This window comes from Pseudoalteromonas sp. SR41-7, from assembly GCF_014163935.1.
Lineage (GTDB): Bacteria > Pseudomonadota > Gammaproteobacteria > Enterobacterales > Alteromonadaceae > Pseudoalteromonas > Pseudoalteromonas distincta.
Genome location: NZ_JACJEF010000001.1, coordinates 565,897 through 581,083, shown reverse-complemented (window position 1 = coordinate 581,083; position 15,187 = coordinate 565,897). Strand labels below are relative to the sequence as shown.

The following is a 15,187-nucleotide window of genomic DNA, read 5'->3' as shown; positions in this document are numbered from 1 at the left end:
CAAGCGCCAACTGATGATGGTTACACACATTCAAGCGGGTTGCTTCGTATGGTAAACGCCAATGACTATGTATTAGTGTATGGTGATTTTGTAATAGATACATCACATGGCTCAACCTCTGGTAGTTATTTCACGGCCGGTGTATTGGAAGTGAAAGGTAGCTTTACGCAATTATCAACATTTGATGCTGAATCTGATCGTTATAACTTCAGAACCAGTGGAACACATAAAGTATTGCTCTCAGGAGATGAAGTGCAAACAATCTCGTTTCAAGATTACAACGCCTCTTACTTTAATGAGCTTGAGCTTACTAATAGTAATAAAGGAGTGGTTTTTCAAAGCTCTGTGGTGGTCAAAGTTGTTTTTAACCATAATAGAAATAAATTTACGTTAAAAAGTACTAATAGTGTTTTTGCTGATTATGATAACGATGGCATAAAAGATAATCTAGACGCGTTTCCATTAGACGCAACTGAAACAGTTGATACTGATAACGACGGCATTGGTAACAATACCGACTTAGATGACGATGGTGACGGCGTAAATGATGTTGACGATGCCTTCCCACTGGATGCATCAGAAACCATTGACACCGATAACGATGGGCTAGGTAACAACGCTGATTTAGATGACGATAACGACGGGATATCTGATGAAGACGAACTTAAATTTGGCTTAGACCCATTAGATCCAACAGATGCTAACTTGGCACCTGCTCATACAGTGATGTTTAGCGATACGAATGGTGACAGTACAGCCGACTGGCTTAAGTACTCACTCGTTAACGGTAATGCGTTCTTTAGCATTATAGATGGGCGTGACTTTAGTGAGCTTACAACGTTTGAGCTAAGTGACGGGTTTGACTCAACAAGTATAGAGCTGCTGGGAGACCGCAATAACGACGGTATAAAAGAGCTAGGCTTATTTGGCTTTAACAGTGCAGTAGGGCGCTACCAGTTAGCGGTTTACAACGGTTACACAGGGCAAGGCATGGGTACATGGAACTGGTCTGAAACGTTAAAAGATGTAGAGTTTAAACTGCTTGATGATTTAACTTTAGATGGTGTGCAAGAGTACGCGATAACGGGTATTCATTTAACTAACGGCACAAAGCAGCTGTTTGTAAAAGGCGGAGTGAGTAAACAAACCTATAAAACGTTTAAATGGACAAACCAGTGGTTAGACGCGCAAATAGTACAAATGAGCGATGTAACTAACGATGGTGTACCAGAAGTTGCGTTATATGGTCGTCATGAGCGTTTAGATAAAGGCCAGCTGTTTGTGTTTGATGGTGCAAATAGCAACAACAAGCTAGACGTGTATAACTGGAACAAACTGTGGAATGACATAAGCCTACATAAAATGGACGACCTAGATGGCGACGGCACGATTGACTGGGGTCAATTTGGTCAACGAAAAGACGACGGTCGTTACCAATGGGTTGTTAAAAAAGGACACGATAAGCGCGGTGTAATACGCACGTTTAGCTGGCCAAACGACTTAACTGATGCACAGCCATTACTACTGAGTGACCGCACAGGGGATGATGTAAAAGAAGTGGCCCTGTATGGTAAAAACGGCAGTGGCAAACTGTTTTTACGTGTAAACGACGGACGCTTAGCCAATACCCGCATAGCGAACTACAGCTGGCCAGCGGTATGGACAAACGAGCAAGTCATGGAGCTAGGTGACTTAAACAACGATGGCACACAAGAAGTAGCGCTGTTAGGTATTAATGTAAACTCAGGCAAATACCAGCTAGTTATAAAAGACGGGCAAGCGCTTAGTGAGTACGGACGTTTAACGCTGGAAGGCGACTGGGCTGATTTAGCCATTACCTCATACGATGTAAATAGCGACGGGCAAGCAGACGTTATAGTTAACGGTGTTGATGCAAGCACATTAACGCGCACAATAAGTGTATACAGCGGCAATGACTTAGGGTTACTAAGTACTACCGTTCGCTAAGCGGATATTTAAATAGGTACAAAAAAGCCACGGTGTTAATAGCACTGTGGCTTTTTTGTAAGTAGTACATTTATCGTTTTTAGTATTCAAAACCCTCTTTTGTGATGAGAAAACTTTTGAATAAAAAGACTAAAGGATTGTTTGTATGTACCCTAATGTATTATAATTTGATTACATATGTAAATTGCAGTCAATAAAAGGTTGTGATTTAGTTACAAAAAACAAAGGAGTGTTTTTATGCACTTAAAGCTGTTATTAATTATTTTTTGCTTGTTTTCTTCAGAAATATACGCAAATTTAGTTCAAGAAAATGAAGTATCCTCAGGCTATTCTCTTAGCTCTACAAAAATACTAGAAAAACACTATGCGTCCTGCGGGGGCACATCACGTGTTAATATTGGTGAATTTAAACCTTCAGGTGTGGAATGTACCTACAAAGATAGTGATAATAATACTCATACCACCTATATTGCTAAGCTTCCCTCTAAAATCGAACAAAATTTAATTCTTCAAGACGGCACGCTTGATTTACAAGGTACTACGCTTGTTATCGAAGGCGATTTTATACAAGCCGGTGGAACAGTTGCTCTAAATGGTGGTTCTTTGATCGTTAAAGGGGACTATCGAATTCAAAAGCCAACCGATGAGGTTGGTTTATACACCTATTCGTTTGGTGAATTATTAATGCAAAGTGATGATGAATCAGTTTTGGTGTATGGGGACTTTGTAAATGACTCAACTATTAACTCATCAAATAATCTAATTGCTGGCACCTTAGAAGTAAAAGGGCATTTTAATCAGTTATCAACTTACTCTCGAGCAAGTGGTAATTACAGCTTTAAAACAAGTGGAACACACAAGGTTATTTTATCAGGCACAGAACAGCAAACCGTGTACTTTGATAATCCAGGAAATAGCTATTCGCTCTTTAATCAGTTATTGATAGAAAATAGCAGTTCAGCTGGTGTTGATTTTAAAACTAAGGCATATGTCTCTTCAATTTTGTATAAAACTAGTACCCCTATACATAACTCAGAAAATTTAACCTTATCTGGCCAAGCTATTATTGAAGGCGGGGTTTGGGAGAGTGATCTTAGTATTGATACTTATAGTAGCTCTTGGGTTTTATCGCGTGATCAGCTAATTAAAGGTAACTTTTATATTGCTGGGGCAGGCGTAAACTTGACTGATTTTAAGCTGACAGTTGAAGGTGATTTAATTCACTCAGATGGTAATTTAAATATAAATAAAGGTAGTTTAATTGTTAAAGGTAATTACCGAGTTCAAAAGCCTGTTAATGCTGTTTTAGGAGAATATACTTACTCTAGCGGCATATTATTAATGCAAGACGTTAACGCAAGTGTTTTGGTCTATGGTAGTTTTACTATGGATTCACGAGAAGGCTCACGCGATGGTTTGTATTTAAGTGCGGGTACTTTAGAGGTTAAAGGGGATTTTACCCAGCTGTCTTCTTACTCAGGTGTTTATAACTTTAAAGCAAGTGGTACTCATAAAGTTATATTATCGGGTGATAAACAACAAACAGTACACTTTGACGATACATATAATAACTCTTCATTATTTAGTCAGTTAGAAATTAAAAATACAAGCTTAGAAGGTGTGAATTTTGATACCTTGATTGCTGTTTCATCAGTTCTTTTTAATACGACTACTCCTATCGTTAACTCTAAAAATATAGCGTTAGTTGGAAGTGCTATTATTAATGGTGGGGTGTGGAATAATGATATAACAATAAGCAATAACGATGCTACTTGGCTACTATCCGCAGACCAAACTATTAATGGTAACTTTTACGTGAATGGTTCTGAAGTTAATTTAAATGGCTTTGCACTTACTGTTGAAGGTAACTTGATACAATCAGATGGTGCATTAAACATAGCGCAAGGTAGTTTAGTTGTGAAGGGCGATTATCGCTTACAGAAACTAACAGCTATACCGGGTGAGTATACGTATTCAAACGGTAGTTTATTAATGAAAAATGATAGTGATAGAGTCTTAGTTAATGGCGATTTTGTAACCGACGCCAGAAGCTCTTCTAATAATAGTAATCTTAGTGCCGGTATATTAGAAATTAAGGGCGATTTTAGCCAATTAAGTACCAACTCTGGTCAGTATAATTTTAGAGCGACAGGAACGCACAAGGTTATATTGTCTGGTAATGAACAACAAATTGTTCACTTTGATGACCCTTCTTATAAATACTCTCAGTTTAATCAGTTAGAAATTGCTAATAATAGTGATGCTGGTGTTGTTTTTGAATCAGAAGCACTTGTTGGCTCAGCTCTTTTACCCACTACGTCGGCTATTACCCATAGTGAAAATATTGTGCTATCAGGCCCTGCTGTTATTGATGGAGGAGTATGGGGTGGCAATATTACCGTAAACGCTAACAGTAGCGCATGGGTACTTAATGCGGATCAAACAATTAAAGGTAATCTCTATTTAAGTGGCTCAGATATTAATCTTAATGGTTTTACTCTTACTGTTGAGGGGCAAATTACTCAAGCAGGGGGGGAGCTAACGGTTGCAGAAGGTCATTTAATCGTTAAGGGTGACTATCGAATTCAAAAACCGACAGATATTCCAAGTGAATATGTTGCTTCTTCAGGCGCTCTAGTAATGAAAACGACTGAAGATAGCGTACTAGTTGGCGGCGATTTTATTACTTTTTCTAACCCTAGTAATTCATATAATAAAGATTTAGTTGCAGGAACGTTAGAAGTTAAAGGTGATTTTATCTCTTTAGGGCGTTATAGCTTTATAGCTAGTGGTACGCATAAAGTGGTTTTATCAGGAACTGAGCTGCAAAAAATTTCTCTTGAAAGAACAAAGTACAATGAATCAGTATTAAATGAGCTTCTTGTTACTAATACAAGCGTTCTTGGCATTAATGTTCAGACAGATGTTCTTGTAGCGTCTAAACTTTACTCAACGACAACACCTATTATTAATTCAGAAAATATAGTGTTGAGTGGGCAAGCTGTTATTGAGGGAAATACTTGGCCAAATAATTTAACTGTAAATACAAGCAGTAGCCCTTGGGTACTTACAAACGACCAAGTAATAAAAGGAAACTTATTTGTTAGTGGTTCTGAAGTAAATTTGAATGGCAAAAAGCTTACCGTTGAGGGGAATTTAGTCCATAGCGATGGTGAAATGGACATTGCTCAGGGAAGCTTAGTTGTTAATGGTGATTACTTAATTCAAAAACCTACAGATGTGCCCGGCGAGTATACCTACTCATCGGGAATACTATTAATGCAAAACGCTGAAGATAGTGTGTTTGTTGGTGGCAATTTTGTTATGGACTCTTACAAAGGGGCTCAGGATGGAAGCTATTTAAGCGCTGGTACTTTAGAGCTTAAAGGTGATTTTACTCAATTATCAACTTCTTCTGGTTATTATAACTTTAGAGCAAGTGGCACCCACAAGGTTATTTTATCTGGGAATACACCACAATCTGTGCATTTTGATGACCCAAAATCTAACTTCTCACAATTTAATCAACTTCAAATTACTAATAGCAGTATGCAAGGGATTAACTTTGAAACAGCAACTTTAATTGCTGCAACGCTATACAGTACTAATACGCCTATTTCTAACTCTTCAAATATCGTACTGACAGGAAGAGCTGTAGTTGATGGTGGTATTTGGCGCCATAATTTGACTATAAATGATGATAGTAGTCCATGGTTTTTGAGCAATGATTTAGTTATTCAGGGTAATTTAAATATTACTGGGTCTGAGGTTAGTTTGAATACCCATACTCTGACTGTTAAAGGGAGTTTAATTCACTCAGATGGTGACTTAAATATTAACCAAGGTACATTAATTATTGAAGCTGATTATCGTATTCAAACACCAGATAATATTGTAGGAGAATACAAAGGTTCAAGTGGTGTACTTTTAATGCAAAGTACTGAAGATAGAGTTTTAGTAAATGGTAACTTTTATATAAATTCAAATTACAATGTAAGTAATGATAGTGACTTAAGTGCAGGTATATTAGAGGTCAAAGGTGACTTTATGTCATTAGGCAGCTATAGCTTTAAAACGAGCGGTACACATAAAGTAACTCTATCAGGTAGTAAGTATCAAACAGTACATTTTGATGATACCAAATTTGATAGCTCTAGATTTAATGAATTACTAATTACAAATAGTAGTGAATCAGGTGTAAGTTTTGATGCACCTGCGATAGTTTCTTCAAAGCTTTATGCTACAACTACCGCAGTTATTAACTCAGAAAATATTGTGTTAAGCGGTCAGGCTGTTATTGAAGGAAATACATGGCCGTATAACCTTTCTGTTAATAGTGATAGTAATGCGTGGGTATTATCATCAGATACATTAATAAAGGGTGACTTTTATATTAAGGGCTCTGAGGTTAATTTAAACACTAAAGAACTTAAGATTGAAGGAAGCTTAACTCACTCGGACGGAGAGCTAAATGTCGCGAAAGGGAGTTTAATTGTAGGCGGTGCTTATCGTGTACAGACACCTACGACTATTCCTAATCAATACACTTACTCTAGGGGAGCATTGTTAATGCAAAATCCTACAGACAAAGTATTGGTAAGTGGTGATTTTGTTATTGATACAAATAATTACTCATCTAGCGAAAGCTACTTAAGTGCAGGTGTGTTGGAAGTTAAAGGCGACTTTAGGCAGCTATCTAGCTATAGCAATTACAGCTTTAAAGCCACTGGAGCTCATAAAGTTATTTTATCTGGCTCTGAGCAACAAATCGTTCATTTTGAAGACCCTAGTTACAGAAACTCTCATTTTAGCGAACTGCAAATTTTAAATAGTAGCTTGGAAGGTGTTGAATTCGAAACGCAGTCTGTTGTTTCATCATTACTTTATAGTACAGAAACGCCTATTTTAAACTCTTCAAATATTGTCCTAAGTGGGTTAGCGGCTATTGAAGGTGATTTTTGGAAAGATAGCCTAACGGTTAATAATGCAAGTAGTACATGGGTCCTTTCGCGTGATCAAGTTATTAAAGGTGATTTTAATTTAACAGGTGCAGAAGTTAATTTGAATGGGCACACGCTTAGTGTTGAAGGAAACCTTACTCAATCAGCCGGTGATTTATACGTTGCTGAAGGTAGCCTTATGGTAGGAGAAAATTACCGAATTCAAACACCTACCAATACACCAAACGAGTATACTAACTCATATGGTATTTTAATTATGCAAAGTGCTGAAGATAGCGTAGTTGTTGCTGGTGATTTTTTTACAGACTCTAGCCAGTACTCTTCTTCAGATACTTTAGATGAAGGTACCCTCGAAATTAAAGGTAACTTATCAGTTTTAAGACGCTACAACTTAGTCCCTTCAGACGATTTTAAAGTGATACTATCGGGAGATGACCAGCAAACAGTTTTCTTTACTGATTATAGCTATTCTTACTTTTCTGAACTTGAGTTAAATAATACGGTAGAAACTTTATTTTCGAGCAACGTTCAGGTCACTTCATTATTTAATCACAATCAGAATCCATTTGTACTTCAAGGCGATGAAAATGTTTTTGTTGATTATGATGGTGACCAGGTACTTGATAATGAAGATTACTTTCCTCTTGATGCATCAGAATCAGCCGATACAGACTTAGATGGTATTGGCGATAATTCAGACCCTGATACTGATGTTGATGGAGATGGTTTGTCGAATTTTATAGAGATTGCTAATGGCTTAGACCCATTAAATCCTAATGACGCTAATGATGATTTTGACAATGATGGTTTAACTAATGCAGAAGAAATAGCACTAGGCACGAACTTAAATGCTGCAGATTCTGATGGTGATGGTGTAAACGATAATATTGAAATAGCCAATGGTAGCGATCCATTAGACTCAAATAGTATTATAGGCCCATTGGGTGTACTGTCGCTGTTTAATGATACTAACGCTGATGGTGTACTTGATTGGATTAGCTATAAAGAAGATGAGCAACATACCATAGTTAAACTCTACAGTGGCGATAACTTTGATTTACTCAATGAGTTCACTATTACTTACCCATTTAATAGCGTTTTCTTTTATACCCTACAAGATAGAGACTTTGATGACGTAGAGGAACTTGGTGTATTTGGGTTCGATAGCAGTAAAAATCGTTACCAATTATTAGTTCATTCTGGGTCAAATGGCGCTAAGTTAGGCGCTTGGAATTGGCCAGCTACACTAAGTGATGTATCTTTTGAAGTGTTGTCTGATTTAACAGGCGATGGCGTAGAAGAATATGCAATTAGCGGTGTCCATTTAAGTAATGGTACAAGGCAACTGGTTGTAAAAGACGGTATGACACGTGGTAATTACCAAACCTTTAAATGGCCTAATCAATGGGATTCACCTAAATTTGTTGTAATGACAGATATTACGTCAGATGGAATCCCTGAAGTTGCTATGCATGGTAAACATGAGCGTTTAGATAAAGGTCAATTGTTTATGTACGACGGTGCAAACGCGAATAGCAAACTTGATGTATATAACTGGAATCCACTTTGGGATGATATTAGTTTGCATCAAATGGACGACCTTGATGGTGATGGTACAACGGATTGGGGCCAGTTTGGTAAGCGTAAAGATGATGGTCGTTACCAATGGTTAGTTAAGAAAGGTAATGACAAGCGTGGCGTTATACGTACGTTTAGTTGGCCAAATGACCTTATAAATGTAAAACCTTTGCTAGTAAATGATAGAACCAATGATGGCATACGAGATGTTGCTATTGTTGGAACCCATCCAACAACAGATAAGGTGTTTTTACGTATAAACGATGGCCGCTTAGCTAATCAGCGTATTACTAATTTTAGCTGGCCAGGTAATTGGGAAGATACGCAAGTAGTTGAGCTAGGTGATTTAAACAACGACGGGTTTAACGAGTTTGCTTTATTAGGTTATACAAAAACAAATAGAGCGGTTCAGGTTGTTGTTAAAGATGGCAGATTAACAACTGAGTATGGCCGTTATACATTACCAGGTAAGTGGGAGGGTATTTCATTGTCGCATTACGATACAAACAACGATGGTGTTGAAGATATTGTAATTAGTGGTATAAGCCAAACACAACAAGCGCTAGTTTTAACAAGCTTGAATGGTAAAGATTTAACTTTGCTTGACAGTCAGATAATAAATTAAAAATGTTATAAGATAGACAGCCTCAATTTATTGAGGCTTTTTTTTATTCGTTGATTGGGTTTTGGAGAGTTTTATTAAGACTTTATTCGTTATGGTTATAAGCTTGGCGCTTTATAGTGGTCAATCAACTTGCACTGAATTAAGTGATTTAAAGATATTTGATGAACAATACCCTAAAGCAATCTATTTTCGTAATGTTGAAAATAGCGCAGCAAATACCTCTATTAGTTACGAGAAGTGGGCTAAGCGGTGGTCTAAGTTAGATGGAATGGTGGTTAAAGCATTAGATGAGGAGATCCCTGGTAGATCTAAAGAAGCGCAAAAAAAGTTTATCCAATATAAAAAAGATAATCCTTCTAAGCTTATGTTGCTTCATTTTAATGGAAATGCGCGAGATCCTAATTTTGACTTTGATGCATTTCACGGCGAAGACTGGACTTATTTTGTTGGCACTTATTCAGAGGGGGCAATCGATCCTTCAGATACTGTTATTACCGTCAACGACACTCAGGTTTTCAAAAACTCAGATGATATTGTAATTGTGCCGGTTAATAATATGGGAGAGTTGGACTGGCATAAATCAGAACAGGTTAAGTTATTAAGCATAACAAACGAAAGTACTATTATAGTAAAAAGAGGTGTATTTAGTACTAAAGCTAGAGCATATAAAAAAAATAAAGCGTATTTAGCTGCCCATGTATCACAACCAGCAATTGCTCCGGGTAGTAGTCAGGCGTTATGGCGATATAATTTTAGTAACATTATAGCTCAAGGTGGGATGCCTTTAAGGCTTACACATAACCTTATGGGGTATCTTGGCAGCGATAAAGCATTAAGTAGTTTTGATGGTGTTGAGTTTGATGTACTAGCTGATACTCGAGGTTTAAAACACCCATCTCGCAAAACACCGATAGATTATAATTATGATGGTAAAGCATCTAAATTGGATGTCCTTTATCAGCAAAAATATAGCCAAGGTGTTCATTTGTTTTTAAGCTCTTTACGCAGTGAGTTAGGTAAGAGCAAGTTGATTTTAGCTGATGGTAATGAGGCTAATCAACAACGTGAATTTTCGGTTTTAAATGGGATTGAAAGCGAAACTTGGCCAAGTCACTGGGATAACCAAGTGGAGCAGTGGTCATCGGGGATTAATCGTCACCTATTTTGGAAGTCACGAAGTTATTCTCCTTCTTTAAATTACATTAAACTTGGCAAAGTACCAAGAAAAAAAGGGCCTGCGCAGTCACCTACTGAAAATTTACGCAGATTACGAATGGCAGGGGCACTATTTACTGACACAATAATAGCTCCAGCGTATAGGCCAAGAGGCAAAGGTATTGATAATTGGTCAGAGTTTGTAGGTGATGAAAAAAACTATAATACTTGGCTTGGAAAGCCATTGTCTGAAATGCAATATTTAAAACCAGAGCATGATGATACTGTTGAATTTGAGGTTAAGTCTAAAGAGCTGCATCTCAATAAGAATGCGAGTTTATTTGGACTCAGTAAAAGAAATGATAAAGAAATAAATATAGTGTTAAAATTTAAACTTAGTAATCCTGGTGATATAACCGTCATCGCTGCCGTAAGCTCGAGTTCAAATATTAAGCACAAAGATAGAGTGAATTATATAACCATTAGTCCGAATGAAGATAGTGAACAAAAAAATATGACGTGGTCTGATAGCCTTTCTTTTGATAGTCGTTTTTACTTTAAAAACCTTAAAAAAGGACAAAACACTTTAACTTTGACATCTGATGCTGATTCTGTCGAATTAGCTAATTTAGAAATACGATACGGTATTGAGATACCCTATCGTATTTTTGAAAATGGCGTAGTGATTGCTAATCCGTCCAGAAAAGTGGTTAAAGTAAACACCAGCAAACTCTCTTCGTTTCAAGCGAGTCTTAAAGGGGAAGGGCTAAAAGCTAAAGAGTTAACTATTAATGCCAAAGATGCTGTATTTTTAAGTTTTGAACAGTAATTTTAGTGTGCATGTAATTACTTGGTTTATTAGGAACTGGAATTGAAAAGTTATTCATTATCTATAAAGAAATGTAGCAATGCTTATATTTGTGCCACACAGGTTAACCGAGAGAAAAGACAGTTTAAAGCTGGGGTTTATGATCAATCCGGAAACCTTATAAGTGAAGCCCTAAGGCAAGATTCTGATTACTTAGAGCAGGAACACTTTACTCAAATTGATAAAGAGAAGAGCACTCACTTAGCTAATAAAAATGTAAATAAACTAAGTGGTCACTATATCTATTTAGGTTTTTATACCGAGCATTATGGTCATTTCTTGTTAGAGACTTTATCTAGGATTTGGGCCGTCAAAGGTTCTACTCAATACGACGGATTTATATTTAGTAATTTTGTTCTCCCTAGGAAAAGTGATGAGCTGACAAGTTTCGCGTCATTTTGCTTTAAAAAGCTTGGCTTAAATCCAGATAAAGTAATAATTTTAAAAGAAGATACACTAGTAGAAACATTAACAGTCCCGAATGCTCAATGTTATATTTTGAATAAGGTACACCCTAATTATATTAATATATTTGAACGTTTACGTCAGAATGTCTTAGATTTACAAGTTAGCAATCTAAAGTTTTATTTATCTCGCTCAAGATTACAAAAAAGAAAACGCAAGGTTGTAAACGAGCATAAAATAGAAGAGGTATTTACTGAGCATGGCTTTAAGGTTGTTTATATGGAAGATTTAACAATAGATATGCAACTTTCGCTTTTAGTTAATGCGAGTGTTATTGCTGGTCTTGAAGGTTCTGCGTTACATAATTGTCTATTTATGAAGCCTCGAACTAAAGTTATAAGTATCTGTAGTGTTAGGCAGCCAAATCAGATAAAACCAAACCAAATTATGTGTAATGAGCTTAATAATATAGAGCCTATATGCATTCCTTTTTCAGGTCACATTATAAATGAAGATAAATTAGTTACTCGTTTTGATATTCCTCATTTAAAGCGCTGTTTAAGGGAATTAAATTTTTAATATTATGTTTTCAACTACTTAATTTGATAAAGTATACATGTTACAACCTAATTAGGTTTATAAAGAAAGGAATTTTTTGTGTCCAGTGCGTTAGATAATAATTATAAAGTTATCCATATTGATTACGCATCATATTTAGATGGTGCTTGGTATATGTCAGGTTGGCTTGTTAGTGAAGCCGATATGCCTGTTATCTCTGTATCTATTGAAGATGAAGATAATGCACTAGTTAAAGTGTTTTATGAATTTTTTGAAAGAGATGATTTAATAACAGCACTTAATTTACCCGATACTGTTAATGCATATGGATTTACTCTTGTGGCAGAGCGCAGTGAATCAGATTTTACTAAATTAGTGTTTAAAATTGATAATAAAGAGATTGTAGCTTCTTCATTAGAGCCTGTAATTATAGATTCTCCAGACGTTATTTTAGCCGCTCTTGGCGCTAAAAAAGCATCTTTTTTGCGCCAAGTACAAGAAGGGCTCAATAGTACCCTTGATACCAGCGATAAACCAACAGAGCCCACATCAATTCGTCATTACTTCGACTTATGTATTATTACTGATTCAAATCTACTTTACTTTAATGGCTGGGCCTTAACTGATGGCGCTATAAGCGATATTATAGTTGAAGACGAAGAGGGTAAAGGTTATCAGGTTACGGAATGTTTTCGTTACTTACGTACAGATATAAATACCAAATTCGGCTTAGCCGATAATTACAATGCAGGTATGGTTTGTGCATGTAGATTACCAACTGACTTTTTACCAGAAAAGTTAATTATTAAAGCGTCTGAAAATCGCATTATGACTTCAGGTGTTGATAGTAGTGGCAGTAGTCAGTTATCAAAAACAAAAATACTAAAAGATTACTTATCATTTGTTAACGTACATAAAGCTCGTTTTTTTGATAATGGCCAGCCTGCGATATTGAGACATTTAGCTGATATTTGGCAAGGTGAATCTATTATGGATAATTTGTTGCCAGAAGTTGGTATGTTTGGCGAGGTTAATGTTCAGCCCACTGTATCTGTGATTATTCCTATATACGGTCGCTATGATTTTTTACAGCACCAACTACTCGCGTTTTCGAATGATGCTGATATGCAAAATCATGAGATTATTTATGTTTTGGATGATCCGCGCATTGAGCGAGAATTTAATATTATGTGCCATGGGGTATTTAATACTTTTGATCACCCATTCAAAACTATACACGCAGGTAAAAACTTAGGGTTTGCAGGTGCAAATAATTTAGGTGCGAGTATAGCCACTGGCAAATATATACTTGCACTAAATTCAGATGTAATGCCAAGCAATAAAGGATGGCTAGGCCGATTAGCTGAAAAATTTTCTTCTCTTGATTCTCCTGGTATTTTAGGAACTAAGCTAGTTTACGAAGATGAAACTATTCAGCATATAGGTATGGTTTTTCAAGATGATGCCTATTACCCTGGCATCTGGATGAACTATCACCCTCATAAGGGAATGCCATCGCATTTAATAAATAAAAAAGAAACTGAATTAACAGAGCTAGTCACTGGTGCGTGCATGTTAATGGAAAAAGAGTTTTTTATAAGTGTCGGAGGGTTTGATACTCGCTATATTTTAGGTGATTTTGAAGATTCAGATTTGTGCTTAAAGGCCTATCAACACAATAAAAAAATATATATTGATACTAAAGAGTCGTTGTATCACTTAGAGAGGCTTTCTCAAAATCTAGTTGACAGTGGTGATTGGAAATACAAATTAACTCTCCTCAATGGTTTATATCAAAAAGATAAATGGGGCGATGCAATTGAAGAGGTTAAACAACAAAATGTCTAAAAAAGTACTCATAATTGCTCACGGTCATCCTGAGTTTAACAAAGGCGGTGGGGAACAAGCTGCTTATCAGTTTTACAAAGAATGCTTAAAACAGGGTGACGATGCTTACTTTTTAGCGCGAACCTTTGTAACCCCACATGGTGGAGCTGCTTTTTCTAGTATAAAAAATAAGCGTGAAATTTTATTTCATACTACGCATGACGATTTCTTTTTGTTTTCTAATATTAAAACTCGCCACTTATGGGGCGATTTCGCTGACCTACTAGAGAAAATAGCACCTGATATCATTTACTGTCACCATTACTTTTTACTTGGTGTAGAAATGATGAAAATCATTAAACAAAAGTTACCGAATTCGAAGTTAGTACTTACTTTGCATGAGTATTATGCAATATGTAACAACTCAGGTTTGATGATTAAAACAGGCGGACAAAATAAGCTTTGCTTTGAATCTGGTACGCGCGAGTGTAATGGATGTTTTCCAGATAAGTCACCGGGTGATTTCTTTTTGCGAAAAGAATATATTATGAGCTGTTTTGAGATGGTTGACACATTTATTGCTCCATCGGCTTTTTTAAGGCAGCGTTATATCGACTGGGGCATCTCTTCTGAAGCTATACACGTTGTTGAAAACGGGCAGTTAGAAAATGTCGCTCCAACCGTAAAGCTAAATAACACTGATAAAGTAAGTATTGTTTATATAGGGCAAATTAATCTCTTTAAGGGCGTTGATGTGCTACTTGACGCGTTACTATTAATACCTAAAGAGTTAAGGCAGCAACTTTGTATTGATATACATGGCGCAAACTTTGATTCGCAACCAACAGACTTTCAAGAAAAAGTACATGCTCAACTAAAAAGGTTGAAGGGTGTTGTAAGAATGCACGGCTCTTATGAACCTTCAGAGCTTACTAATATTTTAGGAGCTACTAGCTGGGTTGTGGTGCCATCAATTTGGTGGGAAAATTCACCTATGGTAATACAAGAGGCTTTAAATCATCAAAAGCCAGTGATCGTTAGTGATATTGGTGGTATGGCTGAAAAAATAAAGCACAATAAAACAGGTTTGCATTTTAGGGCTGGTAGCCCGGTATCGTTAGCTGATGCATTACAAAAAATATTAAATGACCCTGATTTAGGTAGCGCTTTAGCTAAAAATATAACCGCACCTCTAACTCTTTCTGAGAGCTATATAAAAATAAATAAGATTATTAGCTAATA

At 36.4% G+C, this 15,187-nt stretch carries 6 protein-coding genes; all 6 read left to right on the top strand.

The features are described 5' to 3' along the window. A partial coding sequence (locus H5092_RS02660) for an FG-GAP-like repeat-containing protein (protein ID WP_404936170.1) occupies positions 1-1,968 on the top strand: 1,968 nt, incomplete at its 5' end. Positions 1,969-2,205: 237 nt separating this feature from the next. Continuing rightward, on the top strand, positions 2,206-9,132 hold the full coding sequence (locus H5092_RS02655) for a thrombospondin type 3 repeat-containing protein (RefSeq protein WP_182732854.1): 6,927 nt from the start codon (positions 2,206-2,208) through the stop codon (positions 9,130-9,132). 103 nt (positions 9,133-9,235) lie between these two features. After that, positions 9,236-11,116: a hypothetical protein gene (locus H5092_RS02650; RefSeq protein WP_182732853.1), complete on the top strand. Its 1,881-nt coding sequence runs from the start codon at positions 9,236-9,238 to the stop codon at positions 11,114-11,116. A gap of 42 nt (positions 11,117-11,158) precedes the next feature. Next, positions 11,159-12,139: a DUF563 domain-containing protein gene (locus tag H5092_RS02645; protein ID WP_182732852.1), complete on the top strand. Its 981-nt coding sequence runs from the start codon at positions 11,159-11,161 to the stop codon at positions 12,137-12,139. A gap of 78 nt (positions 12,140-12,217) precedes the next feature. Next, a complete protein-coding gene (locus tag H5092_RS20800; protein WP_182732851.1) occupies positions 12,218-13,966 on the top strand; it encodes a glycosyltransferase in 1,749 nt (582 codons plus the stop codon). Further along, the gene (locus H5092_RS02635; protein WP_182732850.1) at positions 13,959-15,185 is read left to right on the top strand and encodes a glycosyltransferase; all 1,227 of its coding nucleotides are present in this window, start codon (positions 13,959-13,961) and stop codon (positions 15,183-15,185) included. Before H5092_RS20800 ends, H5092_RS02635 begins: the two co-directional genes overlap by 8 nt. Positions 15,186-15,187 lie beyond the last annotated feature (2 nt).

Coding starts and splice junctions, on each gene's coding strand:
- H5092_RS02635 (WP_182732850.1), top strand. CDS start 13,959: ATGTCTAAAAAAGTACTCATAATTGCTCACGGTCATCCTGAGTTTAAC.
- H5092_RS02655 (WP_182732854.1), top strand. CDS start 2,206: ATGCACTTAAAGCTGTTATTAATTATTTTTTGCTTGTTTTCTTCAGAA.